Below are 26,718 nucleotides of genomic sequence, written 5' to 3'. Positions count from 1 at the left end.
GATTTCCTCCTCGATCGAGTGGTTATTTCCGGTAACCAGGACCATCATCGGAAACCGGAACGGATCACATAAGGAGGCACTTCGATGTCAGTGGGGCACAGCGGGGTAACCACGGAGCCGGTCGTCTCCTGCGGCGGCGAGCACGAGGACTGCGGCATCCGCGAGGTCCTCGACCGGATCGGGGACAAGTGGTCGGTCCTGGTGATCGTGGAACTGGCCCAGGGCGTGCGCCGGTTCCGGCAGCTCCAGCGGGCGGTTCCCGGCATCTCGCAGCGCATGCTCACCCTGACCGTCCGCCGCCTGGAGCGCGACGGCCTGGTCTCCCGGACGGTCCACGCCACGGTCCCCCCGCAGGTGGAGTACGAGCTGACGCCCACCGGCCACAGCCTCACCCACCTGGTCAGGGCCCTGGCGGACTGGTCGGCCGAGCACCGCGAGGGCATCGCCGCCTCCCGGCGCGCGTGGGACGCCGCGAACCCCGGCTCCGGCGTCCACTGAGGCGCCCTGCCGGGGCGCCTCGCCGAAGCGTCCGCGAGCCACCCCGGAGAAGACCTCGGAAAGACCGTGAGGAGTCCTCGGGAAGCCCCCCGGGAGTCCTCGGCGAGGACCGCGGCGAGTCCTCGGCGAGGAGCGGACCGCAGGGGCCCACGGGAGACAGGCCCGCAAAACTCTCGCAACGGGCGGAACCGGACTGGGACGATGTCCGGATGACCCTGCGGATCACCACCCTCGCCGAACGCCCGGAACTCGCCGACGCCATGTGGTCGATGGAGAACTCCTGGCCGGAGTTCATGATGCGCGACCCGCTGGCGAACCTCTACTACGAGGTCTGCACGAGCCGCTACCCGGAGTTCGTCCTGGTCGCCGACGACGACGCCGAGCCCGGGCGGATCGTGGCCAAGGCGTTCAGCGTGCCCTTCGTCCCCCGCCGGGAGGAGCTGCCGGACGGGGGCTGGGACTCCGTGATCCTGTGGGCCTGGCACACCCGGAGACTGGGCGAGGTGGCCACCGCGGTCTCCGCGCTGGAGATCACGGTCCGCAGGGACCTGCTCGGCACCGGCCTGTCCCCGATCATGCTGGGCGCGCTCCGGGACAACGCCGCCGGCCGGGGCTTCACCGAGCTGATCGCCCCGGTGCGGCCCAACGCCAAGCACCTGGAGCCGCGCACCCCGATGGCGGAGTACGCCGCGCGGACCCGGCCCGACGGGCTCCCGGCCGACCCGTGGCTGCGGGTGCACGTCCGGGCGGGCGGCGAGATCGTCAAGGTGGCGCCCCGGTCGATGACGGTCTCCGGCACGCTCGCCGAGTGGCGCGAGTGGACCGGCCTGCCCTTCGACGCGGCCGGCCCCGTCGAGGTGCCCGGCGCCCTGGTCCCGGTCCACTGCGACACCGAGCAGGACCACGCCGTCTACGTCGAGCCGAACGTCTGGGTACGGCACCCGCTGACCTGATCGAGCAGTGACTCCAGGGTCTTGTCGTCGGTGGCCGGGGCCATGACGGTCGCGCGCAGGTGGCGGACGCCGCCGATCTCGGCGGAGGTCAGGTGGAAGGAGCCCTCGGCCATCAGCCGCTCGCGGATCTCCAGCTGGTCGCCGGTGCCGTACCGGAAGCAGACGATGTTGCTCTCCGGCTCGTACGGGAACGTGAAACCGGGCCGCTCCCGGCCCAGTTCCCAGAGGCGGCGGGCGGTGGCGTACTGCCGTGCGACGTAGTCGCCGAGGCCGCGCTCACCCCGCCAGGCCAGGTTGAGGAAGACCTTCAGGCCCAGCTCGGCCTTGCTGCACTCCACGGTCCGGCCGATCGAGTCGATGCCCCGGCCGCCGCGGGCGCCGGAGTCCCGGCCGCCGGAGTCGCCGTCGCCGTGGGGGTCACCGTAGAACAGGTAGCTCGCCTCCTGGCGGAAGGCCGCGTCCAGGTCGCTCCCGCGCCGGGTCAGTACGGCGGCGGCCAGGCTGGAGGTGCGCAGCATCTTGTGCGCGTCCCAGATCAGCGAGTCGGCCAGCTCCACCCCGTCGAGCCGGTGCCGGTGCTCGTCGCTGAGCAGCGCCGACATCCCGTGGGCGCCGTCCACGTGGAAGCGGACGCCGTGCTCGGCGCAGAACTCCCCGATCCCGCGCAGATCGTCGTGGAGGCCGGTCCCGGTGGCGCAGGCGCTCGCCACCAGGGCCATCGGCCGCCGCCCGGCCCGGCGTACCCGGTCCAGGGCGTCGGGCAGCCGCGCGACGTCGATCCGGCCGAGCGGGTCGGTCTCCAGCGGCACGACCGCCCGCTCGCCCAGGCCGAGGATCGCCGCGGCCCGGGTGAGCGAGTAGTGCGCCGACGCGGGGGCGAGCAGGGCGAGGTCGCCGGGGACGCCCCCGGTCCAGGCGTCCGGCGCGACGGCCGCCCGCGCGGCCAGCAGCGCGGTGAGGTTGGCCAGCGACCCGCCGTGGGTGAGCACGCCGCCGCCCGCCGCGCCGTACCCGGCCTTCTCCAGCATCCAGCGCACGACCTCGTGTTCGACGGTCGCCGCCGCGGCGCCCATCTCGTAGACCGCCATCGGGTTGTTGGCCGCGCCGTGGACGAGGTCGGCGAGGGCGGCGGGGAAGTCGGGCGCGGCCACCTGGTGGCCGAGGGAGGCCGGGTGGTGCAGCCGGGTCCCCTCCTCCAGGTAGGCGGCCAGGAACCCGGCGTGGTCGTCCGGGGTCATCCCGCCCTCGCGGATCCACCGGGCCAGGCCGAGCCGCTCGGCCAGTTCGCCCGGCGGGCGGCGGGCGATGACGGGCGGCAGGCCGCGCTGGCTCTCGTCCACGTAGGCGGCCAGCCGCTCGACGGTCGCGCCCGCGGCCCGGGTGAACTCCTCGACGTTCCAGATCACACGGGGATTCTGCCGGACGGTCGTCCGGCGCCCCGGGGCGGGACGGCGCTCGAGACTCCGGGCTCCGCACTCGGAACTCCGCGCTCCTCACTCGGGCGAGCGGGCGGGGCGTACGGGCGGGGGCCGCTCCGCCGGGCGGTCAGGTGATGCCGACGATGGGCAGGCGCAGGGCGCCGGGGGCGGCGGCGGGGACGACGGGGTTCTTCGGTGCGACGGGGGCCAGCCGTACGTAGGCGGAGCCCGGAGCGGGGCGCGGATCGGGTTCGCCCTTGTTGGGCCACAGGGCCATGGCGCGCTCGGCCTGCGCGGTGATGGTCAGTGAGGGGTTGACGCCCGGGTTGGCGGAGACCGCGGAGCCGTCGACGACGTGCAGGCCCTCGTGGCCGTGGACGCGGTGGTAGGGGTCGATCACCCCGGAGGCCGGCGAGTCGCCGATGGCGCAGCCGCCGAGGAAGTGCGCGGTGGCGGGGATGTCGAACAGGTCGAGCCAGGAGCCGCCGGGCATGCCGCCGATCTCCTCGGCCGCGTGCCGGACGAACTCGTGCCCGGCCGGGATCCAGGTGGGGTTGGGCTCGCCGTGGCCCGGCCGGGAGCGGAGCCGCCACCCTCCGAGCGGCCCGCGGCTCGGGGACAGGGTGATCGAGTTGTCCTTGGCCTGCATGACGAGGGCGATGAGGGCGCGCTCGGACCACCTGCGGTGGTCGAACAGCCTGGGCAGCAGGTGCGGGCGCCGGGCCGCCTCTCCCAGGAACCTCAGCCAGCGCGGCGTGCCACCGCCGGTCCCGCCACCGGCCGCGCCGCCGGTCCCGCCGTCGGTCCCGCCGTCGATCAGCAGGGTGCGGAGCATCGCCATCGCGTTGGAGCCGTCGCCGTAGCGGACGGGCTCGATGTGGGTGTGCGCGTCGAGGTGGACGGAGGAGGTGATCGCCAGGCCGCGGTTGAGCTTGTCGCCCTCGGCGGACAGGCGCTCGAAGCCGAGCAGCGCCTCGGAGTTGGTCCTGGTCAGGGCGCCGAGCCGGCCGGACAGGCGGGGCAGCGCCCCGGTGGCCCGCATCCGGTGGAGCAGGCGCTGCGTGCCGTACGTCCCGGCGGCGAAGACCACCTGCCCGGCGGTGAGCCTGCGGCGCCGCCACGGCGCGCCCGTCTTGCGCACCTCGACCGCGTAACCGCCACCGGACCCGCCGCCGGCCCCGCCGTCCCGCCGCAGGGGGCGGACCGAGGTGACCGTGGTCTCCGGGTGGACCCTGGCCCCGGCCTTCTCCGCGAGGTACAGGTAGTTCTTGGTCAGCATGTTCTTGGCGCCGTGGCGGCAGCCGGTCATGCACTCGCCGCACTCGGTGCAGCCCCGGCGGCGCGGCCCGGCACCGCCGAAGTACGGGTCGTCGGCCTCCGCGCCGGGCGTGCCGAAGAAGACGCCGACCGGGGCCCGGTGGAAGCTGTCGCCCACGCCCATCCGCTCGGCGACCTTCTTCATGATCTCGTCGGCGCGGGTGACGGTCGGGTTCTCCACCACGCCCAGCATCCGCCGGGCCTGGTCGTAGTACGGCCCCAGCTCGGCCTTCCAGTCGGTGATGCCCGCCCACTGGGGGTCGGCGAAGAACGGGTCCAGGGGCTCGTAGAGGGTGTTGGCGTAGACCAGGGAGCCGCCGCCGACCCCGGCGCCGGCCAGCACCATGACGCCGGTGCCCTTCTTCCCGCGCAGCACGTGGATGCGCTGGATGCCCTTCATGCCCAGGGCGGGCGCCCACAGGAAGTCGCGGACCCGCCAGGAGGTCTTCGGCAGCGTGCTCTCGTCGAAGCGCCGCCCGGCCTCCAGGACCCCGACCCGGTAGCCCTTCTCCGTCAGGCGGAGCGCGGTGACGCTGCCGCCGAACCCCGATCCGATCACCAGCACGTCGTAGTCGAACACCCCGGGCACTCCCTCCACTCACCGTCCCGCCCCGCGCCGGGCGCTCACTTCAGGTGCAGCGCCTTCATGACCTTGAGCAGGTTCACCACCACGTCGGTGTACCGGTCGTAGGCCATCCCGGGCAGCGGTTCCAGGCCGAGCCAGGTGGCCTGGGAGGCGATGGTCTGCGCCTCGGTGTACTTCAGCAGCCCCTCGGCGCCGTGGCGGCGGCCCAGGCCGGAGGACTTCATGCCGCCCATGGGGGCGTCGTAGGAGGCGAAGGCGGCGCCGTACCCCTCGTTGACGTTGACGGTCCCGGCCTTGATCCGGGCGGCCAGCGCGCGGCCGCGCGGCAGGTTCCGGGTCCAGACGGAGGCGTTGAGGCCGTAGACGGTGTCGTTGGCCTTGGCCACGGCCTCGTCCTCGTCGGAGAAGCGGTAGAGCGACACGACCGGGCCGAAGGTCTCCTCGCGGCACAGGTCCATGGTCTCGTCCACGTCCGCCAGGACCGTGGGCTCGTAGAACAGCGGTCCGGCGTCGGGGCGGGCCCGGCCGCCGGCCAGCACGCGGGCGCCCTTGGCGACGGCGTCGTCCACGTGCGCGCCGACCGCCTCCAGCTGCCGCCGCGAGGTGAGCGAGCCCATCTGCACGTCCCAGTCGAGGCCCGCGCCGAGCTTCATGTTCTTCACCAGGCGGACGAACTTCTCGGTGAACGCGTCGTACACCGCGTCGTGGACGTAGAGCCGCTCGATGGAGATGCACAGCTGCCCGGCGTTGGTGAAGCAGGCGCGCAGGGCGCCCTGGGCGGCCACGTCGAGGTCGGCGTCGTCGAGGACGATCATCGGGTTCTTGCCGCCGAGCTCCAGGGAGCAGCCGATCAGCCGCTTGGCTGCCTCCTCGGCGATCTTCCGGCCGGTCCGGGTGGAGCCGGTGAACGCCACGTAGTCGGCGTCGTCGAGGAGCGGGTCGCCGATCTCGGCGGGGTCGCCGAGCACGACCTGCCAGATCTCGCGGGGCATGCCCAGGGAGACCAGCAGGTCGATCGTCCACAGGGTGGACAGGGCGGTCTGGGTGTCGGGTTTGTGGACCACCGCGTTCCCGGCGAGCAGGGCCGGGACGACGTCGGTCACGCCGAGCGAGAGCGGGTAGTTCCAGGGCGAGACCAGCGCCACGACGCCCTTGGGCCGCCGCGCCTCGACGGCCTTCGTCGCGAGCGGGAACAGGCCCGCGCGCCGCTTGGTCTCCAGCAGTCCGGGGGCCCGCCGCGCGTAGTAGAGGCTGCAGCCCGCGACGTCGGCGACCTCCTCGAAGGCGTGCCGGCGGGCCTTGCCGGTCTCCCACTGGACGACGTCGAGGATCTCCTCGCGGCGCTCCAGGATCGCGTCGTGCAGGCGGAGGAAGGGCAGGGCGCGCGCCCGGGCGGGCAGCGCCGCCCACGCCGCCTGCGCCTCGCGGGCCCGGGCGTGGGCGGCGCGGACGTCGTCGGCGGTGGAGAGCGGCAGCTCGGCGAGGGGTTCCCCGGTGAAGGGGGCGGAGACCTCGCGGGTCCTCCCGCTGGAGGTCACCTGCCGGACGACGCGCTCGATCATGTCCCGGTCGAGGGTCCGGATCGCTCCGAGAGTGGCAGCCATGCCGGAAGGGTATTCGGTAGAACGGCGTACGGCTACTGGTCGGTAGGAGGCCGAGCCCGCCGATCGGCGGGCGGCTGAACCGGACGCGCCCCCGATCCGTCGTAGGGGCATGAGGACATCGATTCGCACGGCCGGCGCGACCCTGGCCGCCGCCGCCCTGCTCGCCACGGCGTGCACCGCCGCCCCGGGGGGATCGGGCGCGGGCCGTACGGCGCCGGTGGAACTGGGGGACGTGCGACTGGTCGCCTACAGCGGCTGCGACGACCTGCTCGCCGGGCTGCGCGCCGCGACGGCGGAGCACGTGGGGCCGTGGGGCCTGGGCGGGCCGGTCACGTACACGCTCGAGGACTCGGCCGCCAGGAGCGCCAAGCAGGAGGCTCCCGAGCACTCCACCACGAACACGCACGAGGCCGGGGTCGACGAACCCGACCTGGTGAAGACCGACGGCAAGCGGGTGATCACCGTGAACCGGGGGGTGCTCCGGGTGGTGGACGCCGCCACCCGGAAGGTCACCGGCACGCTCCGGCTGGTCGACGCCGAGCAGGCGTGGGCCCCGGCCGATCTGCTGGTCAGCGGCGACCGGGCGCTGGTGCTGTTCTCCGGGGGCGGGATCATCCCGTACGGCGCGATGGCCAAGATCGCCCCGAGCCCGGGACCGCGCTACGTGCTCGTCGACCTGTCCGGCGAGCCGGAGGTGATCGGTTCGATCACGCCGGACGGCTCGCACGTGGACGCGCGCATGGTCGGCTCGACGGTGCGGCTCGTGGTCCGCAGCCAGCCCGCCATCACCTTCCCCGACGCCGGGCCCGACGCCACGGACGCCGAGCGGACCCGCAGGAACGTCGAGGCGGTGAAGACCGCGCCCGTCGAGGCGTGGCTGCCGACCTACCAGGTGACCGGCGCGGACGGCCGGACCGAGAAGCGCACGGTCGACTGCGGGCGGATCAGCCACCCGCGCGAGTACACCGGCACCTCGGTGCTGACCGTGCACAGCCTCGACCTGGCCGGCGGCGGGCAGGCGCTCGCGGAGACCGCCCCGATCGGCGTGGCCGCCGACGGCGACACCGTCTACGGCACCGGGTCCAGCCTGTACGTCACCAGCAACCCGCGCTCGTGGTGGGGCAGGCCGATCGACAGCGTGATCGTCGAGGAGGAGCCCGAGCCCCGCCCGAGCTCCACGATCGTGGAGCAGGAGCCCAAGCCGCTGCCCGACTCCACCGCCCAGAGCCCCGCCCCGCCCGGCGGCGCCGCTCCGGAGGTCGAGCCGACCCCGGCCGAGGAGACCGTCACGGTGCCCCCGCGGACGGAGACGTCCGCCCCGGCGACTCCCCCGGCCGCGCCCCGGACCACGGCGCCCGTGCCGGAGACCACCCCGGCCGCGCCGGAGGAGACCTCCCGGCCCGCGGAGCCGGAGAGCACCCCGGTCCTGCCGCCGGAGGAGACCGAGATCCACCGGTTCGACGTCACCGCGCCGGGCGCGCCGCGCTACGCCGCCTCCGGCAGGGTCCCGGGGAGGCTGCTCAACCAGTACTCCCTGTCCGAGCACGAGGGGCACCTGCGGGTGGCGACCACCCTGGAGACCGGGAAGACGAGCTCCAGCACCGTGTACGCGCTCAAGGCCGACACCCTGGCCGAGGTCGGCCGGGTCGGCGGCCTGGGCGAGGGCGAGCGGATCTACTCGGTCCGGTTCATCGGCCCGACCGGCTACGTGGTGACGTTCAGGCAGGTGGACCCGCTCTACGTGCTCGACCTGCGCGACCCCGCCGCGCCGCGGAAGACCGGCGAGCTGAAGATCACCGGTTACTCGGCCTACCTGCACCCCGCGGGCGACGGGCGGCTGATCGGCATCGGCCAGGAGGCCAGCGAGCAGGGCCGCACGCTCGGCACCCAGGTCTCCCTCTTCGACGTCCGCGACCCGGCGAACCCGCGCCGGCTGGCGCAGTTCTTCCAGAAGGACTCCGGCTCGGAGGCCGAGTGGGACCCGCACGCCTTCCTGTACTGGGCGCCGACGGGCACCGCCGTACTGCCGCTGAGCACCTGGAACGGCACCGAGCAGACCAACGGCGCCGCCCTGGTCCTGACGGTCGGCGACGCCGCCGTCACCCGGGCCGGGACCGTCGTCCACCCCGCGCCCAAGCCGGTGGAGAACACCCGGATCGCCCCCTACGACCCGGGCATCCGCCGCTCGGTCGTGATCGGCGACGCGCTGTGGACCGTCTCCGACCTCGGCCTGGCGGTCAACGCCCTGGACGGCCTGGACAAGCGGGCCTGGATCCCGTTCGACTGACCCGCCGCGGCCGGGCCCGTGCCGTGCGGCACGGGCCCGGCCGCGGGACGCGGCCCCGGCGCAGGACCCTAGGCGGCATCCTGCCTCTCCAGCCACTTCAAAATCACCTGGTTCGTTTCTTCCGGCCTCTCCTGCTGGATCCAGTGACCGGAATCAAGGCTGACCACCTCCACGTCGGGCACGAACTCCGCCAGGTTCTCACCCCGTGCGACCAGGTCCCTGTCGCCATAGATCATGAGTGCGGGCTGCCGGATGACCGGGTCCACGTCCGCCAGCAGGTGCCAGTTGCGGTCGAGGTTGCGGTACCAGTTGATGCTCGCCGTGAATCCTGTCGATTCGAAGGCGGAGGCGAAGACGGCCAGCTCACCGTCGCTCATGAGAGGCTCACCGAGCGGTGTCCCCGCTCTGGCGAGGTTGATCATCGCCATTCCCGGCTGAGGTTCGCCCGCGGGCTCGTTCTTCCGGAAGATGTTGCGGAGGAACCGGGACGTGTGTTCTTCGAGCACCGCGTCCGCGACGCCCGGCCGTCGGTTGAAGTGGACGAAGTAGAAGTCGCCGCCGAGCGCGGCCTCCATGGATTCGACCCACGGCCGCTCTCCGCGCTCGGGATAGGGCAGGCTGAGCGCGACCACTCCGTTCACCCTGTCCGGATGCAGGAGGGTGAGTCCCCACACCACGAACGCCCCCCAGTCGTGACCTGCGAAGGTGGCGTCTTCGTACCCGTAGTGGTCGAGAAGTGCGACGAGATCGCCCGACAGGTGTCCGATGTCGTAGTCGGTGACCTCGCCGGGCCGGGACGAATTGCCGTAGCCCCGCTGGTTCGGGACGATGACGTGGTAGCCGGCTGCGGCGAGGGCGGGCATCTGGTGGCGCCAGGAAAAGGCGTGCTCCGGCCAGCCGTGACAGAGCACGATGGGTTTCCCGGCGTTTCGCCGGCCTGCTTCGAAGACTTCGAGTTCCACACCGTTGACCGGAACGAGGGTGGGCTCAGGGAAGTCTGCTGGATCGAACATTGAGTTTCCTCTCTGTCTTTTTCGGGGTGATCAGGCGGCGGAGGTTCCCGAAGCCGGCGCCGGCGCACCCCAGGCAGGCCGGGGGTCGGTACGGTCGCGGACGGCGGGACTCGCCGGTGAGGTGATGTCGCCATCCTGCCGACCGGAACCGGTCACCCCATGACCGGTTTCGTGTGAAAGTGTGGCCGGCGTGCGAACCGACCGGCTGGTGGCCGTCCTCCTGTTGCTGCAGCGGCGCGAGCAGGTGACGGCGGCAGAGGTCGCCCGGGAGCTGGAGGTCTCCGAGCGCACCGCCCGCCGCGACCTCGACGCCCTGGCCATGGCCGGGGTGCCCGTGTACTCCGTGCAGGGCCGAGGCGGCGGCTGGCGCCTCGTGGGCGGCGCCCGCACCGACCTGTCCGGGTTGACCGCGAATGAGGCCCGCGCCCTGTTCCTGGTCGCCGGCCCGGCCGCGGCTGCGACGCCGACCGTGAAGGCGGCTCTGCGCAAGCTGGTCCACGCCCTGCCGGAGCCCTTCCGGGTGCAGGCCGAGGCGGCGGCGTCGTCGCTGGTCATGGACCCGCAGCGATGGGGGTCGAGCCGGATCGAGCACCGGCCCCCTCGCTTCCTCGACGAACTCCAGGACGCGGTGATCCGCGGCGTCCAGGTGCGACTCGGCTACGTCGACCGCGAAGGCGCCGAGACCGAGAGGACCGTCCACCCGCTGGGCATCGTCGCCAAGGGTCCGTCGTGGTACCTCGTCTCCGGCACCGAGGCCGGCCGGCGGACGTTCCGGATCGACCGCGTGTCGTCCGTCGACCCGACCGGCGACCCCGTGCACCGGCCCGAGGGATTCGACCTCGCCGAGAGCTGGAGGGAGATCGCCGACGAGGTCGACCGCAGGCGAACGCCCCTCGAAGTCCGGGCCGTGTGCACTCCCGAAGGGATCGGCAAGCTCCGGATGGGGCTCGGGGACCGGCTCGAGGTCGGGGGTTCCACGGTCGACGGCCGCATCGAGGTCGTCATCCGCGGCTACAACGAGTACGCGCTCGCCGGTGAGCTCGCCGGGCTGGTCGAATGGCTCGAGGTGACCGGCCCCCCGGGTGTGCGAGACCAGCTGGCCTCGATCGGTAACGCGCTCGCCGAGCGATACGGCTGAGACCGTTCCGTGGTGATGCGCGCGGGTGATCGCGGGGTCCGCGCCGACGCCCTAGGCGGTCCACCCGGCCTTCTCACCGTGCCGCCCCCCTCGGAGTCCTTGGCGGGCCGGGCAGCGGCAGGACCTATTACACCGACATATCACCCTTTACAAGATCTTGTCAGACTGTGTGAACCGGTGTTACCTCTTGCGCAGCACACGTGATCCACGCGTGGCATGGCCAACGACGGCCAGCTCCCCGCAGGAGGCCCGGTGTCGACCAAGACCTGGTCACGCATCACCGTCATCGCCGCCGCTACGGCGTCCATCGCACTCCCGTCCCTCGCCCTCCCCCTCCCCGGAGCCGCCCAGAGCGGGCCCGCCGGGCGATCCCCCGACGTCCACGACTTCCAGGCCGAGCAGCACGCCAAGCCCGACGTCGACAACCGGCGCGGCGCCGTCGCGCCCCCGGCCGCCGCGCTCGCCAAGCAGGCCGGCGCGGCCACGATCCGCTGGAACGCCCTCGGCACCCCCGCCGTCGTCACCGGCTCCGCCCCGCTCGCCGAAGGGCTCGGCGACGACCCCGAGCGGGCCGCCCGCGCCTACCTCAAGGCCAACGAGAACCTCTTCGGGCTGAGCCCCGAGGCCGTCGACGCGCTGGAGAAGGTCGCGGCCAACCCGATCGGGGACGGCCACGCCGTACTGCTCCGGCAGAGGTTCGGCGACCTGCCCGCGGGCGTGGACGGGCAGGTGGTGGTGGGCGTGACCGGCGGGAAGGTCGTGCACGTCACCTCGACGCTCTCCCGGTCCGCCGCCGCCCCGCCCGCCGCCGCGCTCACCGGTCGGCAGGCGCTGGAGGCCGCCGCCCGCGACGGCGGGATCGACCTGGCCACCGCCGCCGTCAAGCAGGCCACCGAGGTGGCCGTGCCCGCCCCCGACGGCGTCCACCGGGCCTACCAGGTGGTGCTGATCGGCGGGGGCCCGGGACAGGAGGCCGAACCCGCCGCCTACACCACCCACGTGGACGCGGTCAGCGGCGAGATCCTGACCCGCGAGAACCTGGTGGACCACCACCACGAGCCGGACGGCCCGCAGTGGGAGGCCTTCCCCGCCAACCCGCCGGCCGACTACTCCTCCGCCGACACCCGCTCCCGCTGGTGCTTCGCGGCCGGGCCCGGCTGCGACCTGGTGACCGGCGGCGACCCGGCCACCGGCAGGGCGTGGGACGTCGACCACACCACGGGCGCGCCGACGGGCACCAGCCTCGGCAACGCGGCGCGCACGTTCGAGAACCGCGCCAGCGGCGACCCGTACACGGTCGGCACCCGGAGCGGCGCCCCCGCGCCGGACCGCAAGCACGCCCATCCGTGGAAGAACACGTGGTACACGGCCAAGTGCGACCCGGCCGTCTTCGACCTGCCCGGCGAGGCCGACCTGGAGGCGGCGATCACCAACCTGCACGTGATGCACAACCGCATGCACGACTGGTCCTACCGGCTCGGCTTCACCGAGACGGCCTGGAACATGCAGGCCGACAACGGCGAGCGCGGCGGCCTCGGCGGCGACCCCGAGCAGGGCAACGCCCAGGCGGGCGCCCGGGTGCCCAACGTGCGCGACAACGCCAACCAGATCACCGGCCCCGACGGGGTCGCCCCGATCACGAACATGTACCTCTGGCAGCCGGTCGCGGGCTCGTTCTACTCCCCCTGCGTGGACGGCGACTACGACATGTCGGTGATCGGCCACGAGTACGGTCACGCGATCTCCGGCCGCATGGTCGGCGGCCCGAACGCCGGGTGGAGCGGCGCCCAGCCGGGCGCGATGAACGAGAGCACCTCCGACCTGCTGGCCATGGAGTACCTGGCCGAGTACGGCTTCCGCCCCGCGGGCGACACGCCGTACGTCACCGGCGCGTACGTCACCGGTGACCGGAAGGCCGGCATCCGCAACCACGACATGTCGAAGTCCCCGCTGAACTACGGCGACGTCGCCTACGACATCGTCGGCCAGCAGGTCCACGCCGACGGCGAGATCTGGAGCGCCACCCAGTTCGACGTGCGCGAGGCCTTCGTCAGGCGGTACGGCAAGGGCACGGCGGCCCTGCAGCGGGCGTGCGCCGACGGGAAGGTCCCGGTGGGCAGGTGTCCCGGCAACCGCCGCTGGGCGCAGCTCTCCTTCGACGCCCTGCTGCTGATGGCCACCGGCGCGGTCAGCTACGTCGACCACCGCGACGCGCTGCTCGCGGCCGACGCGCTCCGCTTCGGCGGGAGGAACCGGGACATCATGTGGCGGGCTTTCGCCTCCCGCGGCCTCGGTGAGGGCGCGGCGAGCCTGAACCAGAACGACCCCGACCCGACGCCGAGCTTCGTCGACCCCGAGGGGAGGAACGGGAAGATCCGCCTCAAGCCCCTCGCCGACGCCTCCGGCGCCGCGCTCCGGCTCTACGTCGGCCGCTACGAGGCCCGCGCCGTGCCGGTCGCCGACACCGACCCGGCCACCGAGCTCGGTGACACGGTGGAGATGACCCCGGGCCTGTACGACTTCGTCGTCGCCGGCGGCGGCTACGGCCACACCCGGGTGAGGTTCGCGGTGCTGCCCGGCGTGACGCTCCCCCTCCCGCTGCCGCTGACGGAGAACGTCGCCTCGGCGGCGCTGGGCGCCACGGCCGCCGGCGACGGCGTCAACCACGCCAAATTGATCGACGAGACCGAGGCCACGAACTGGGCCTCGCTCACCGGTCCGGTCCGGGGCAGGACCGTGACCGTGGACCTGGCCGGGTCCGACCCGGTGAAGATCCGCCGGGTCCAGGTCAGCGCCATGCTCCGGCCGAACGTGAACGACCCCGCCGACCCCGGCGGCCAGAACCGCTTCAGCGCCCTGCGCGCCTTCGAGGTCCTGGCCTGCGACGCCACGAAGAAGGACTGCTCGCGGCCCGAGTCCTTCTCCGTCGCCTACACCAGCCCCGCCGACGCCTTCGACACCCGGCTGCCCCGCCCCCGGGGCGCCGACCTGCTGATCGAATCGTTCAGGATCCCCACGACGACGGCCACCCACCTGGCCCTGCGCGCGGTCTCCACCCAGTGCACCGGCAACCCGCGCTACGCCGGCGAGCAGGACGCCGACCCCGGCTCCGCCACCGACTGCGCCACCGCGAGCCCGGCCCGCGACCACCTCCGCGCCGCCGAGTTCCAGGCGTTCACCCGATAAGCCCGCCCGGTACGGCTCCCGCCCCGGCCCGGGCGGGAGCCGTACCGCTCTTCACCGAAGTGAACGATCCTCGCGAATCCCGAATCGATCACTATCCGTATCGAATCGGGTTCTCCTTGCTACGTTCGGCTCCTCCGTACCACCGGCGAAGGAGTCTCCCGTGACACCTGTCCTCCGTGCGTCCCTGCTGGCCTGCACCGCCGTCCTGGCCGTGCCGCTGACGGCGGGGCCCGCTGCGGCGGCCCCACAGGGCGTGCCGAAGGGGGCGCAGAAGGTCGTCGTCGTGAAAATCGTGGACGGCGACACGGTCGACGTCCGCCCCGGCCGTACCGGCCCGGTCTTCCGCGTCCAGCTCCTGGAGGTCGACACCCCCGAGCGCGGCCGGTGCTGGTTCAGGACCTCGTCCGCCCGCACCGCGGCGCTCCTGCCCGTCGGAAAGAGCGCCTACCTGCTGAAGGACAGGGACCCGAAGGACCGCTACGGCCGCCACCTGCGCTACGTGTGGGGCGCGACCGGCACCTTCGTCAACCGCAACCTCGTACGCTTCGGGTACGGCAGAGCCGTGCTGTACAAGCCGAACGACCGCTACATCGACCTCATGCGGGCCGAGCAGGCCAAAGCACGGCGGGACGGGCTCCGGATCTGGTCGGGCGGCTGCGACGGCACGGGTTCGACGCCCGCACCGGCCCCCACCCGGACCCCGCCCCCGGAGCCGCCGTCCACCGGGACCGATCCGCGCTTCCCCACCTGCGGCGCGGCCAACGCCGCGGGCCACGGACCGTACCGGCGGGGCACCGACCCGGAGTACGCCTGGTACCAGGACCGCGACGGCGACGGCCTCGTCTGCGAACGCTGACTCTCTGACCGCCGGATCAGGCCAGGTTGGTCTCCGGGGCGGCGACGGGGACGATGTCGGGGGCGCCGAGGCGGATGGCGTCGGCCTCGTGGTCGGTGTCCTGCTCCTGGGAGAGCCGCTCGGCCTCCACGCGCTTGGTGTAGTGCTCGATCTCCCGCTTGACCTGCTCGTCGTCCCATCCCAGCGGGCCGGCGAGCAGTCCGGCGGCCTCCTCCGCCACGGCCAGGCCGCGGTGGAAGGTCTCCATGGCGATGTGGGTGCGCCGGGTCAGCACGTCGTTGAGGTGCCGGGCGCCCTCGTGGGTGGCGGCGTAGACGACCTCGGCCCGGAGATAGTCGTCCGCCCCGGTCAACGGGCGGGCGAGCGCCGGATCCTCCTCGATCAGCGCCAGCACCTCGCCGATCATGGAACCGTACCGCTGGAGCAGGTGCTCGATCCGCGCCACGTGCAGCCCGGAGGAGCGCGCCAGCCGCTCGCGGGAGTTCCACAGCGCCTGGTACCCCTCCGCGCCGGCCAGCGGGACGCGGTCGGTGCAGGAGGGCGGGACCCGCTGGTGCAGGCCGTGCGCGACCGCGTCCACCGCGTCCTTCGCCATGACCCGGTAGGTGGTGTACTTGCCGCCGGCCACCATGACCAGCCCCGGCACCGGGTGGGCCACCACGTGCTCGCGCGAGAGCTTGGAGGTCTCCTCCGACTCCCCCGACAGCAGCGGCCGCAGCCCCGCGTAGACGCCCTCCACGTCGTCGCGGGTGAGCGGCACCGAGAGCACCGCGTTGACGTGCTCCAGCACGTAGTCGATGTCGGAGCGGGAGGCCGCCGGGTGGACCTTGTCCAGGTCCCAGCGGGTGTCGGTGGTCCCGATGATCCAGTGGCGGCCCCAGGGGATGACGAACAGCACCGACTTCTCGGTCCGCAGGATGATCCCGGTGTGCGAGTGGATCCGGTCGCGCGGCACGACCAGGTGCACGCCCTTGGAGGCGCGCACGTGGATCTGCCCGCGCCCGCCGACCAGCTCCTGGATCTCGTCGGTCCACACGCCGGTGGCGTTCACCACCTGACGCGCCCGCACCTCCAGGTCGGTCCCGGTCTCCAGGTCGCGCACCCGCACCCCGGTGACCCGTTCCCCCTCCCGCAGGAAGCCCGTCACCTGCGCCCGGGAGGCGACGTGCGCCCCGTAGCCGGCGGCGGTCCGCAGCATGGTCATCACGTAGCGGGCGTCGTCCACCTGCGCGTCCCAGTACTGCACCGCGCCGGAGAAGGCGGTACGGCGCAGCGCCGGGGCCAGCCGCAGCGCCCGCCTGCGCGACAGGTGCCGGTGGCCGGGGACGCCGCGGTTGAGCCCGGTGGAGAAGCCCAGGGTGTCGTACATCACCAACCCGGTGCCGACGTACGGCCGCTCCCAGCCCAGGTGGGTGAGCGGGAACAGGAACGGCACCGGCCGCACCAGGTGGGGGGCGATCCGCTGCAGCAGCAGCGCGCGCTCCTGGAGCGCCTCCCTGACCAGGTCGAAGTTGAGCTGCTCCAGATAGCGCAGGCCGCCGTGGATCAGCTTGGAGGAGCGGGAGGAGGTCCCCGAGGCGAAGTCGCGCGCCTCCAGCAGCCCGACGCTCAGCCCTCGCGTCGTCGCGTCGAGCGCGACCCCGGCGCCGACGACCCCGCCGCCGATCACCACCACGTCGAGCTCGGCGGAGCCCAGCTGCGCCAGTGCGGCGGACCTCTCGGCAGGGCCGAGCCGTGCGGTGCCCATGCGCGCCGTCATGCTGCATCCCCCCGGGGTACGCGGATCGTCGTCTTGTCCGGGATATGTACCCCCGCCCCCGGATGTCACTACCAGCCGGTAGTCGTGCTCGCGGTGATTCGCGCCACCGTCCGCCGCCCCGGTCAGGCGCGGACGACCTTCACGCCGGCGTCGGCGAAGCGGGCCGCGTCCTCGTCGGTGAGGCCCTCGTCGGTGACCAGCGTGCCGACGGCGTCCAAGGCGCAGATCCGGGCGAAGGCGCGACGTCCGATCTTGGAGGCGTCCGCGACCACGACGACCTCGGCGGCCCGGCCGATCAGCAGGCCGTTGACGCTCGCCTCGCCCTCGTGGTGGGCGAAGGCCCCCGTCCCGGCGTCGATCGCGTCGACGCCCAGGAACGCGACGTCCAGCGTGATCCGGTCCAGCACCTCCGAGGCCAGCGGCCCGATCAGCTCGTAGGACTGCGGCCGCGCCACCCCGCCGGTCACCACGATCTTGACGTTCTGCCGCACGGTCAGCTCGGCGGCGATGTTCAGGGCGTTGGTGACGATGGTGAAGCCGAGCTCGGGATCGGCCCGTACGGCCAGCGCCCGCGCGACCTCCGAGGTGGTGGTGCCGCCGTTCATGCCGACGATCGCGCCGGGCGCCGCCAGCGCGGCGGCCGCCTCGGCGATCCGCTGCTTCTCCCCGGCGTGGCGCGCGGTCTTGTAGCGCAGCGGCAGGTCGTAGCTCACGCTCTGCGCGACGGCCCCGCCCCGCGTGCGCATGAGCATCTGCTGCTGGGCCAGCTGGTCGAAGTCGCGCCGGATCGTCGCGGTGGAGACGTCCAGCCCCTCGGCGGCCTGCTCGACGGTCAGCCGGCCCTCCCGGGCGAGCAGTTCGAGGATCGCGTTCCAGCGCTCGTATCGGCTCACGGTCAACAGGGTGTCACAGCGCAGGATCAAAACCCACCTCTGCCCAAACATGCTCACTTCTGCTATAAATCACTCATAAATGAGCCAAACCGGGAGGCGTGTCGTGACCACCCACACCGAAGCAGAGATCGCGTCCCAGCCGGACTGCTGGCGCCGCGCCGCCGCCGCGGTCCCGGCCGACGCCCTCCCGCAGCCGGGCGAGCGGGTGGCCGTGGTCGGCTGCGGGACGTCCTGGTTCGTCGCCCAGGCCTACGCCGCGCTGCGCGAGCGCGCCGGGCACGGCGAGACCGACGCGTTCGCCGCCTCCGAGGCGCCGGCCGGCCGCTCCTACGACCGGGTGCTCGCGCTGACCAGGTCCGGCACCACCACCGAGGTGCTGGACCTGCTGCGCGACACGGGCGCCCGGACCACCGCGATCACCGCGGACCCGGACACCCCGGTCATGGCGCTGGCCGACCGGGTCGTCGTCCTCGACTACGCCGACGAGCGGTCGGTCGTGCAGACGCGGTTCGCCACCACCCAGCTGGCCCTGCTCCGCGCCCACCTCGGCGAGGACCTGACCGCCGCCGTCGCCGACGCCGAGCGCGCGCTCGCCGAGCCGCTTCCCCCCGAAACGCTCACCGCCGAGCAGATCACCTTCCTGGGCCGCGGCTGGACCTACGGCCTGGCGCTGGAGGCGGGACTGAAGATGCGCGAGGCCTGCCGCGCCTGGACCGAGGCCTACCCCGCGATGGAATACCGGCACGGCCCGATCAGCATCGCCGGGCCCGGCCGGATCACCTGGATGCTCGGTGACGCCCCCGAGGGGCTGCGCGAGGAGGTGGAGGCGACCGGCGGCGCGTTCCTGGCCGGCGGCCTGGACCCGATGGCCGAGCTGGTACGCGTCCAGCGGGTGGCGGCGGCGAGGGCCCTGGCCCGGGGGCTCGACCCGGACCGGCCGCTCCACCTGACCCGCTCGGTGATCCTCCCCGCCCGGGAGTCCCGGTGACCGGCCCCGCGACTACCGGGTCCACCACGGCCGCTCTCCGGACCGGCGCTCTCCCGGCCTCCACCCCCGCCGCGGCCGGCCCCGCCACCCCCGATCCCGCAGCGACCGCCCCCTCCGCGCAGGCGGGAGAGGATGGGGCCATGAGCCTCACACTCGCCGACGCCCGCGTCGTCACCCCCGACGGTGTCCACGACGGCTGGCTGACCATCGAAGACGGCCGCATCACCCACGTCGGCCGGGGGACCGCGCCCGGGCCGGGCCGCAGCCTCGGCGGCCGGTACGTCGTGCCGGGTTTCGTCGACATCCACAACCACGGCGGGGCGGGCGGCTCCTTCCCCGCGGGCGACCCCGAGCAGGCCGTCCGGATCGCAGCCCTGCACGCCCGGCACGGCACCACCACGCTCATGGCCAGCCTGGTCACGGCCTCCCCCGAACACCTGGCCCGGGCCGCCTCCGCCCTGGCCGACCTGTGCGAGGACGGCCTGCTGGCCGGGATCCACTTCGAGGGCCCCTACATCTCCAAGGCCCGCTGCGGCGCGCACAACCCCGCCCTGCTGCGCGAGCCCTCCCCCGAGGAGCTCCTCGGCCTGCTCAAGGCGGGACGCGGGCACGTGCGCATGCTCACCATCGCCGCCGAGCTGCCGGGCGCGCTGGACACCATCCGGGAGGCCGTCGCCAACGACGTGATCGCCGCCCTCGGGCACAGCGACGCCGACTACGGGCGGACCCTCGCCGGGATCGACGCGGGCGCCCGCGTCGCGACCCACCTCTACAACGCGATGCCCCCGCTCGGGCACCGCGACCCCGGACCGGTCGCCGCCCTGCTGCAGGACGAGCGGGTCACGGTGGAGCTGGTCAACGACGGCGTGCACGTGCACCCCGCCATGCTCCGCCTGGCCTGCCGGGCCGCCGGGCCGGGCCGTACCGCGCTCGTCACCGACGCGATGGCGGCGGCCGGGGCCGGGGACGGGACCTACGACCTGGGCCCGCTCAAGGTCGAGGTGGTGGACGGCGTCGCCCGCCTGGCGGGGGGCGGCTCCATCGCGGGCTCCACCCTGACCATGGACGCCGCCTTCCGGCGCGCCGTCCGCGAGCTCGGCCTGTCCCTGCCCGAGGCCGCCGAGGTCACCTCCCTCACCCCCGCCCGGGTCCTCGGCCTCGACGACCGCCTCGGCTCCGTCACCGCCGGCAAGCGGGCCGACCTGGTGGTCCTCGACGGTGACCTGGAGGTCGCCGGCGTCATGAAGCACGGAAGCTGGATCACGGAACCCTGATGAGCCCCGCCCCTCCCCCCGCCCGAGGCCCGATCCTCACCGTCACCCTGAACCTGGCCCTCGACGTGACCTACACCGCCGACGGCGTCGACTGGGACGGCGTCAACCGGGTGCGGGCCATGCACCGCAGGGCGGGGGGCAAGGGGGTCAACGTCGCCCGGGTCCTCGCCGGGCTCGGCCGCGACGTCCTGGTCACCGGCCTTTCCGGCGGCTCCAACGGCCGGGCCGCCGAGGCCGACCTCGCCGGGGCCGGGCTCCCCGCCGCACTCACCCGCATCGGCGGGGAGTCCCGCGCCACCCTCGCGGTCTGCGACCTGCACCCGTCCGGGCCGCGGCGCACGGCCCTGTTCAACGAGCCGGGGCCCGTGGTGTCGGGCGGGGAGCTGGCGGCGTTCCTCGCCGGCTTCGAGGCCCGTCTCGGCACCGCCGCGGCCGTGGTGGTCTCGGGGAGCCTGCCTCCCGGCGTCCCCGCCGGCTTCTACGCCGTCCTCGCCTCCCGCGCCCGCGAGCGCGGTGTCCCGGTCATCGTGGACGCCGACGGCGAGGCGCTCCGGCACGCCCCGGCCGGCCGGCCCTCGATCGTCAAGCCCAACGCCGAGGAGCTCGCCCGCGCCCTCGCCGCGCCGTCCGGCGGCGGACCCGCCCGGCGGGGGACGGCCTTCCGGCCGGAGGGCCGCGCGGGCAGGCGCTCCGGGGATGTGCTCGGCGGCGCCGAGGCGCTCCAGGAGGGCGGGGGCGTGCCCGGCGGCACTGGAACGTTCCGGGACGACGGGGACGTGCTCGGCGGCGCCGAGGCGCTCCGGGAGGCGGGGGCCGGGGCGGTCGTCGTCTCCCTGGGGGCCGGCGGGCTGCTGGCCGTGACCTCCGAGGGCTCCTGGCGGGCCGCCATGCCGTACCGGGTGGAGGGGAACCCGACCGGGGCCGGCGACGCGCTGGTAGCCGGGCTGGCCCTGGGCCTGGTCGAGGGCTCCTCCTGGCCCGACCGGCTGCGCCGTGCCGCGGCGCTGGGCGCGGCGGCGGTGGCGGCTCCGGTGGCCGGGGAGATCGATGCGGACGTGTTCCGGGAGGTCCATCCCCTGATCCGGGTCGAGACCGCGGACCCGTAGTCACACCTCCGATCCCGGACCCGGACCTCCGCACCCGCCCCGATCCCGGACCCGGACCCGGACCTCCGCACCCGTGCGGGCCCCGGCTCGCCGGGGCCGCCCCGAAAGCACCCCGTCACCCCTGAAAGGCCCCGTCCCATGCCCCTCGTCGGAATCGGCGACATCATCCGCGACGCCCCGGCGGGCGTCGGCGCCTTCAACGTCGTCCAGCTGGAGCACGCCGAGGCGATCGCCGCCGGAGCCGAGCGCGCCGGAGCACCGGTCGTGCTGCAGATCAGCGAGAACTGCGTGCGCTACCACGGCGCCCTCGCCCCCGTGGCCGCCGCCTCGCTGGCCGTCGCCCGGGCCTCCTCGGTGCCCGTGGCCGTCCACCTCGACCACGCGTGCGACCGCGCGCTGGTCGAGGAGGCCGTGGAGCTGGGCATCGGGTCGGTCATGTTCGACGCCTCCGCGCTGCCCGACGAGGAGAACGCGGCGCTCACCGCGGAGGTCGCCGCCTGGTGCCACCGGCGGGGCGTGTGGGTGGAGGCCGAGCTCGGCGAGATCGGCGGGAAGGACGGCGTGCACGCGCCCGGGGCGCGGACCAGGCCGCACGAGGCCGCCGGCTACGTCGCCCGCACCGGCGTCGACGCCCTCGCCGTCGCCGTCGGCAGCTCCCACGCCATGACGACGCGCGACGCCGTGCTCGACCTCGCCCTGATCGCCGAGCTGCGCGCCGCCGTCCCGGTCCCGCTCGTGCTGCACGGCTCGTCCGGCGTGCCGGACGACACCCTGCGCGCCGCCGTACGGCACGGCATGAAGAAGATCAACATCGCCACCCACCTGAACAGGGCGTTCACCCGGGCGATCCGCGACCGCCTGGCCGCCGCCCCGGAGGCGGTCGACCCCCGCACCTATGTGAGGGCGGGCCGCGACGCCGTCGCCGCCGAGGTCGCCCATCTCCTCCGCGTGCTCGGCGGCTGACCCGGTGCCCGGCGGGCGCGCGGCCCGCACGGGCGCCGGGACCCTCCACCGCCGCCGGGTCAGCGCTGCGGGGCGACGACGACCTCGACCCGCTGGAACTCCTTCAGGTCGGAGTAGCCGGCGGTGGCCATGGTGCGCCGGAGCGCGCCCATCAGGTTCATCGAGCCGTCGGCCACCGAGGAGGGGCCGTGCAGGATCTGCGCGAGCGTGCCGACCGTGCCGAACTCGACCCGCTTGCCGCGCGGCAGCTCCGGGTGCTGGGCCTCGGAGCCCCAGTGGAAGCCCCGGCCGGGCGCCTCGACGGCGCGGGCCAGCGGCGAGCCGACCATGACCGCGTCGGCGCCGCAGGCGATGGCCTTGGCGATGTCGCCGGAGGTGCCCATGCCGCCGTCCGCGATGACATGGACGTACCGGCCGCCGGACTCGTCCATGTAGTCGCGGCGCGCCGCGGCCACGTCCGAGATCGCGGTGGCCATCGGCACCGCCACGCCCAGCACCGTGCGGGTGGTGTGCGAGGCGCCGCCGCCGAAGCCGACGAGCACACCGGCCGCGCCGGTCCGCATCAGGTGCAGCGCCGCGGTGTAGGTGGCGCAGCCGCCGACGATCACCGGGACGTCGAGCTCGTAGATGAACTGCTTGAGGTTGAGCGGCTCGGCCCGGCCCGAGACGTGCTCGGCCGAGACCGTGGTGCCGCGGATCACGAAGATGTCCGCGCCCGCGTCGATGACGGCCTTGTGGTACTGGACCGTGCGCTGCGGGGAGAGCCGGGCCGCCGTGGTGACCCCGGCCGCGCGGATCTCCTCGATCCGGCGGCCGATCAGCTCCTCCTTGATCGGCTCCTCGTAGATCTTCTGGAGGCGCTTGGTCGCGGGTTCGCCCTTGAGCTCGGCCACCTCCTCCAGCAGCGGCATCGGGTCCTCGTAGCGGGTCCACAGACCCTCCAGGTCCAGCACCGCCAGACCGCCGTGCCGGCCCACCTCGATCGCGGTCTGCGGCGAGACCACGCTGTCCATGGGGCTCACCACGAGGGGCAGCTCGAACCGGTAGGCGTCGATCTGCCAGGCGATCGAGACCTCCTCGGGGTCGCGGGTCCGCCGGGAGGGGACGATGCCGATCTCGTCCAGCGCGTAGGCACGGCGTCCGTTCTTGCCGCGGCCGATCTCCACCTGAGTCATGTTCCGTATCTTTCCCATCTCACGCGCGTACGGCCCACGCCTCCCGGCGTGGGCCGTACCTGTGTCCGACCGGCCCGCACGCCGATGTTCAGCGGCGGTGGTAGTTCGGCGCCTCGACCGTCATCTGGATGTCGTGCGGGTGGCTCTCCTTGAGTCCCGCGGCGGTGATCGGCATGAGTTCGCACCTGTCGTGCATCTCGGCGATCGTGCGGCACCCGGAGTACCACATGCCCTGGCGCAGGCCGCCGACGAGCTGGTGGGCGACCGCGGATACCGGGCCGCGGTAGGGCACCTGGCCCTCGATGCCCTCGGGGATGTACTTGTCCTCGCCGCCGACGTCGGCCTGGGCGTAGCGGTCCTTGCTGAAGGACGCCCCGCCGCGCTCGCGGTTGCGGACCGCGCCGAGCGAGCCCATGCCCCGGTAGGACTTGAACTGCTTGCCGTTGATGAAGATCAGCTCGCCCGGGGACTCCTCGCAGCCCGCCAGCAGCGAGCCCAGCATCACCGTGTCGGCGCCGGCCGCGATGGCCTTGACGATGTCGCCGGAGTACTGCAGGCCGCCGTCGCCGATCACCGGCACCCCGGCCGGGCCGCAGGCCAGCGAAGCCTCGTGGATGGCGGTCACCTGCGGGGCGCCGACCCCGGCGACCACGCGGGTGGTGCAGATGGAGCCGGGGCCCACCCCGACCTTGACCGCGTCGGCGCCGGCGTCGATCAGCATCTGGGCGCCCGCCCGGGTGGCGATGTTCCCGCCGATCACGTCGACCCGGCTGTTGGCCTTGATCTTCGCGATCATGTCGGCGAGGCCCTTGGAGTGGCCGTGCGCCACGTCCACGATGATCACGTCGACGCCGGCCTCGATCAGCGCCGCCGCCCGCTGCTCGGCGTCACCGCCGACGCCGATGGCCGCCCCCACGACGAGCCGGCCGTCGGCGTCCTTGGTGGCGAGCGGGTACTGCTCGCTCTTGGTGAAGTCCTTGACCGTGATCAGGCCGTGCAGCCGCCCGGCCGCGTCGACCAACGGAAGCTTCTCGATCTTGTTCTTCCGCAGCAGCGCGAACGCGTCGTCCCTGGAGACCCCCACCGGCGCGGTGACCAGCGGCATCGCGGTCATGACCTCGCGCACCGGCCGGCTGTGGTCGGTCTCGAAACGCATGTCGCGGTTGGTGACGATGCCGACCAGCACGCCGTTCACATCCGTCACCGGGACGCCGGAGATCCGGTAGGTCGCGCAGAGGCGCTCGACGTCGGCGAGCGTGTCGTCCGGCGAGCAGGTGATCGGGTTGGTGACCATCCCGGCCTCGGACCGCTTGACGAGGTCGGCCTGCCCGGCCTGGTCCTCGACGGACAGGTTGCGGTGCAGGATGCCGATGCCGCCCTGACGGGCCATGGCCACCGCCATCCGCGCCTCGGTGACCGTGTCCATCGCGGCGGAGACGAGCGGGATGCGCAGGGTGATCCCGCGCGAGAGGCGGGTGGTGGTGTCCGCCTCGCCCGGCTGCAGGTCGGAGTAGGCGGGGACGAGGAGCACGTCGTCAAACGTCAGCCCCGGCTCGGTGAACTTGGCCATCATTCTCCTGGCGAGGGACTGCCGGGGTCGTCCGGCAGGGGAATCGCTTCCCTTTGCGGTTCTGGCGGTCGGAACGGTCAGGGCGCGAGGACGCGGCCGTCACCGGCCTTCCTCAGGGGCGGCGGGGTGGCCGCCTTCCGCTCCTGGAGCGGGGGAGCCGCCTGCGACCCTCCGGCCACGACGCGCTCTGTGGGAATCCCGGGTGGAGAAAGCCGCCCCCGGCACAGTTTAGGGTCTGCCCCCCGGAGCGCCGAACGGCAGGGGGAGGCGGGACGGAGCGGACGGCCGGATACGCCGCGGGAGGCCGAGCGGTCGGTGACCCGCTCGGCCTCCCGTCACCGGCAGCGTCGCGATGCGCCCGGATGCCGCCGGACCCCCCTCCGTGTCCGAGCGGCGGAGCGCCCCGCCCGCGGTGCCGACGCCATGTCATGGTCGCCCCGCCTTCCACCGCGCGCAATGGTCGAAGCTGCAACTGCACGAAGCTGCACCCGGATCCGCCGATCGCGCCAAGGCCCGGACAGGAGCGGGACGCCGGGTTATCCTCTCGACACGTCCTGTTCATCCCAGGAGCCCCCGTCGATGCCTGCCGACACCTCCGACCCGCTCGCCGCCCTGGGCCTGACCCCCGCCCAGACCGCGCTGTACGACGCGGTGCTCCGCCTGCACCGCGCCACCTGCGCCAAGCTGGCCGAGGCCATCGGCGACCCCCCCGAGTCACTGCACCGCGAGCTGACCACCCTGGTACGGCTGGGCGTGGTCGACGAGCAGGCCGGGGAGTACCTCGCGCGGCACCCGGCCGCGGCCCTCGGCCGCCTGATCGCCGACCGGCTGGACCACCTCGCCGAGGAGAGCCGCAGGATCGACTCGGTGCTGGGCTCGATCCGCCACCTCATCCACCAGTACGACGCCGGCCGCGACCAGCAGACCGGGCAGTTCCCGGTCGAGCTGGTCGGCGGGGCCTACGAGCTCTACGAGAGCGTGATCGGCATGGCGGTCCAGGCTCCCCCGCTGCGGCTGCTCACCGCCGTCCCGGACCGGCGGACGATGAGCGACTTCACCCAGCGCTACGCCGACCAGTGGATCGCGGCCCAGCACCGGGGCCTGCTCTCCTGCCGCGCCCTCATCCCGGCGGACCTGCTGCAGATGCCCGGCCTGCCGGAGAAGCTCGCCCGGTTCGAGCGCGCCGGGGCGCGGATCCGGACCGTCGGCTCGGTGCCGAGCTGGTTCCTCGTCGCCGGGGACGACGTGGCGGGCCTGCCCGCCCGGTGGGGCGGCGCCCTGGCCGAGAGCGCCTACCGCTTCCACCTGGTCCGCGCCTCCGTCGTGGTGGCCGCGCTGCGCACGCTGTTCGAGGAGCTGTGGGCGCGGGCCTCGCCCCTGCCGTGGGCGCACGCCGACGACGGCGTGGTCCGGGTGCTCCGGCTGGCCTCGCAGGGCGTGGGCGACGAGGCGATCGCCCGGCAGCTCGGCGTCTCGGTCCGGACCGTCCGCGCCCGCTTCGCCGACGCGATGGCCCGGCTGGGCGCGCAGTCCCGTTTCCAGGCGGGTGTGGAGGCGGCGCGCAGGGGGTGGCTCGCGGAACGCCCGGGTTCGCACCCTGCCCGGCACCCCTAGGCCATAAAGTGGAACCGTGCTGGAAGACGTCCCTCGCGACCCGTTCGCGGACGACCCCGACGACCCGGCCGCCGCGCTGGGTGATTCCGACGCCCCCGAGCCCCTGACGCCCGCCGAGCGCGACGAGGCGGTCACCGATCTCGCCGATGTGGAGGTCTTCCGCTCCCTGCTCGAACCCCAGGGGGTCTTCGGACTGGTCCTCGACTGCCCGGAGTGCGGCGACCAGCACTATTTCAACTGGGAGCTGCTCCGCGGAAACCTGCGCCAGATGATCGACAACGGCAAGCCGCAGGTGCACGAGCCCGCCTACGAGCCCAACCCCACCGACTACGTGAGCTGGGACTACGCCCAGGGCTACGCCGACGGCGTGATCGACACCGAGGAGAGGCGCTGACCGGCGGCGAGGTCGTGGTCGACGTCCTCGATCAGCGCTGACAGCAGCCGGACGACGTCGTCGGCCACCGGGACGGGCTCCCTCCGGGAGAGCGACTGCAGGAGGGCCTCGGTCCCGGCCACGGCC

At 73.7% G+C, this 26,718-nt stretch carries 21 protein-coding genes; 12 read left to right on the top strand and 9 right to left on the bottom strand.

Going from position 1 to position 26,718, the window contains the following annotated elements; translation table 11 throughout:
- Positions 1 to 84: 84 nt before the first annotated feature.
- Both HS048_RS08335 and HS048_RS08330 read left to right on the top strand, forming a co-directional pair.
- Positions 85 to 498: a helix-turn-helix domain-containing protein gene (locus HS048_RS08335; RefSeq protein ID WP_068896603.1), complete on the top strand. Its 414-nt coding sequence runs from the start codon at positions 85 to 87 to the stop codon at positions 496 to 498.
- Positions 499 to 707: 209 nt separating this feature from the next.
- Positions 708 to 1,451 (top strand): N-acetyltransferase, encoded by a 744-nt coding sequence (locus HS048_RS08330; RefSeq protein WP_196466608.1) that lies wholly within the window; start codon positions 708 to 710, stop codon positions 1,449 to 1,451.
- Here HS048_RS08330 and HS048_RS08325 read toward each other — a convergent pair.
- The 3 genes from HS048_RS08325 to HS048_RS08315 all read right to left on the bottom strand — a co-directional run bounded on the left by HS048_RS08325 (position 1,409) and on the right by HS048_RS08315 (position 6,376).
- Positions 1,409 to 2,857 carry an aspartate aminotransferase family protein gene (locus tag HS048_RS08325; protein WP_196466607.1) on the bottom strand — a complete coding sequence of 483 codons (1,449 nt, stop codon included), beginning with the start codon at positions 2,855 to 2,857 and terminating at the stop codon, positions 1,409 to 1,411. The two genes, HS048_RS08330 and HS048_RS08325, sit on opposite strands and share 43 nt — an antisense overlap.
- Before the next feature lie 139 nt (positions 2,858 to 2,996).
- Positions 2,997 to 4,766, bottom strand: coding sequence for a GMC oxidoreductase (locus HS048_RS08320; RefSeq protein WP_196466606.1), 1,770 nt, complete (start codon positions 4,764 to 4,766; stop codon positions 2,997 to 2,999).
- Positions 4,767 to 4,810: 44 nt separating this feature from the next.
- Entirely contained in the window at positions 4,811 to 6,376 is a 1,566-nt protein-coding gene (locus HS048_RS08315) for a succinic semialdehyde dehydrogenase (protein ID WP_196466605.1), read from the bottom strand.
- Positions 6,377 to 6,485: 109 nt separating this feature from the next.
- Here HS048_RS08315 and HS048_RS08310 point away from each other — a divergent pair, with 109 nt between their 5' ends.
- Positions 6,486 to 8,663, top strand: a complete 2,178-nt coding sequence (locus HS048_RS08310; protein ID WP_196466604.1) for a beta-propeller domain-containing protein — start codon at positions 6,486 to 6,488, stop codon at positions 8,661 to 8,663.
- Between the two features lie 68 nt (positions 8,664 to 8,731).
- Here HS048_RS08310 and HS048_RS08305 read toward each other — a convergent pair whose 3' ends face one another.
- Positions 8,732 to 9,676, bottom strand: coding sequence for an alpha/beta fold hydrolase (locus tag HS048_RS08305; protein WP_196466603.1), 945 nt, complete (start codon positions 9,674 to 9,676; stop codon positions 8,732 to 8,734).
- A 190-nt stretch (positions 9,677 to 9,866) separates the two neighbouring features.
- Here HS048_RS08305 and HS048_RS08300 point away from each other — a divergent pair, with 190 nt between their 5' ends.
- The 3 genes from HS048_RS08300 to HS048_RS08290 all read left to right on the top strand — a co-directional run bounded on the left by HS048_RS08300 (position 9,867) and on the right by HS048_RS08290 (position 14,856).
- The gene (locus tag HS048_RS08300; protein WP_196466602.1) at positions 9,867 to 10,814 is read left to right on the top strand and encodes a YafY family protein; all 948 of its coding nucleotides are present in this window, start codon (positions 9,867 to 9,869) and stop codon (positions 10,812 to 10,814) included.
- Between the two features lie 252 nt (positions 10,815 to 11,066).
- Positions 11,067 to 14,000 carry a M36 family metallopeptidase gene (locus HS048_RS08295; protein ID WP_307832388.1) on the top strand — a complete coding sequence of 978 codons (2,934 nt, stop codon included), beginning with the start codon at positions 11,067 to 11,069 and terminating at the stop codon, positions 13,998 to 14,000.
- A gap of 160 nt (positions 14,001 to 14,160) precedes the next feature.
- Positions 14,161 to 14,856, top strand: coding sequence for a thermonuclease family protein (locus HS048_RS08290; protein ID WP_196466600.1), 696 nt, complete (start codon positions 14,161 to 14,163; stop codon positions 14,854 to 14,856).
- Between the two features lie 16 nt (positions 14,857 to 14,872).
- Here HS048_RS08290 and HS048_RS08285 read toward each other — a convergent pair whose 3' ends face one another.
- Entirely contained in the window at positions 14,873 to 16,615 is a 1,743-nt protein-coding gene (locus HS048_RS08285) for a glycerol-3-phosphate dehydrogenase/oxidase (RefSeq protein ID WP_230880769.1), read from the bottom strand.
- Between the two features lie 122 nt (positions 16,616 to 16,737).
- A complete protein-coding gene (locus tag HS048_RS08280) occupies positions 16,738 to 17,508 on the bottom strand; it encodes a DeoR/GlpR family DNA-binding transcription regulator (RefSeq protein ID WP_068896727.1) in 771 nt (256 codons plus the stop codon).
- A gap of 103 nt (positions 17,509 to 17,611) precedes the next feature.
- On the opposite strand from HS048_RS08280, the gene HS048_RS08275 reads away from it, so the two are divergent.
- The 4 genes from HS048_RS08275 to HS048_RS08260 all read left to right on the top strand — a co-directional run bounded on the left by HS048_RS08275 (position 17,612) and on the right by HS048_RS08260 (position 21,839).
- Positions 17,612 to 18,496, top strand: a complete 885-nt coding sequence (locus HS048_RS08275; RefSeq protein ID WP_196466599.1) for an SIS domain-containing protein — start codon at positions 17,612 to 17,614, stop codon at positions 18,494 to 18,496.
- A gap of 140 nt (positions 18,497 to 18,636) precedes the next feature.
- Positions 18,637 to 19,770, top strand: coding sequence for an N-acetylglucosamine-6-phosphate deacetylase (nagA, locus tag HS048_RS08270; RefSeq protein WP_196466598.1), 1,134 nt, complete (start codon positions 18,637 to 18,639; stop codon positions 19,768 to 19,770).
- On the top strand, positions 19,770 to 20,876 hold the full coding sequence (locus HS048_RS08265; protein ID WP_196466597.1) for a 1-phosphofructokinase family hexose kinase: 1,107 nt from the start codon (positions 19,770 to 19,772) through the stop codon (positions 20,874 to 20,876). The genes nagA and HS048_RS08265 overlap by 1 nt, the downstream gene beginning before the upstream one ends.
- A gap of 138 nt (positions 20,877 to 21,014) precedes the next feature.
- Complete coding sequence (locus HS048_RS08260; protein ID WP_196466596.1) at positions 21,015 to 21,839, top strand: class II fructose-bisphosphate aldolase; 825 nt, start codon at positions 21,015 to 21,017, stop codon at positions 21,837 to 21,839.
- Between the two features lie 59 nt (positions 21,840 to 21,898).
- Here the strand turns inward: HS048_RS08260 and HS048_RS08255 are convergent, their stop codons facing one another.
- Both HS048_RS08255 and guaB read right to left on the bottom strand, forming a co-directional pair.
- The gene (locus HS048_RS08255) at positions 21,899 to 23,005 is read right to left on the bottom strand and encodes a GuaB3 family IMP dehydrogenase-related protein (RefSeq protein ID WP_068896592.1); all 1,107 of its coding nucleotides are present in this window, start codon (positions 23,003 to 23,005) and stop codon (positions 21,899 to 21,901) included.
- A 97-nt stretch (positions 23,006 to 23,102) separates the two neighbouring features.
- A complete protein-coding gene (gene guaB / locus HS048_RS08250; RefSeq protein ID WP_068896591.1) occupies positions 23,103 to 24,584 on the bottom strand; it encodes an IMP dehydrogenase in 1,482 nt (493 codons plus the stop codon).
- 579 nt (positions 24,585 to 25,163) lie between these two features.
- On the opposite strand from guaB, the gene HS048_RS08245 reads away from it, so the two are divergent.
- Together HS048_RS08245 and HS048_RS08240 are read left to right on the top strand one after the other, a co-directional pair.
- Positions 25,164 to 26,198: a LuxR family transcriptional regulator gene (locus HS048_RS08245; RefSeq protein ID WP_068896590.1), complete on the top strand. Its 1,035-nt coding sequence runs from the start codon at positions 25,164 to 25,166 to the stop codon at positions 26,196 to 26,198.
- A gap of 16 nt (positions 26,199 to 26,214) precedes the next feature.
- Positions 26,215 to 26,592: a DUF5319 family protein gene (locus HS048_RS08240; RefSeq protein WP_191893973.1), complete on the top strand. Its 378-nt coding sequence runs from the start codon at positions 26,215 to 26,217 to the stop codon at positions 26,590 to 26,592.
- Here HS048_RS08240 and HS048_RS08235 read toward each other — a convergent pair.
- A complete protein-coding gene (locus tag HS048_RS08235; RefSeq protein ID WP_191893972.1) occupies positions 26,553 to 26,714 on the bottom strand; it encodes a hypothetical protein in 162 nt (53 codons plus the stop codon). The two genes, HS048_RS08240 and HS048_RS08235, sit on opposite strands and share 40 nt — an antisense overlap.
- Positions 26,715 to 26,718: the final 4 nt, after the last annotated feature.

The organism is Planomonospora sp. ID91781, from assembly GCF_015711595.1.
GTDB lineage: Bacteria > Actinomycetota > Actinomycetes > Streptosporangiales > Streptosporangiaceae > Planomonospora > Planomonospora parontospora.
This window is presented reverse-complemented; position numbering and strand designations above follow the sequence as displayed.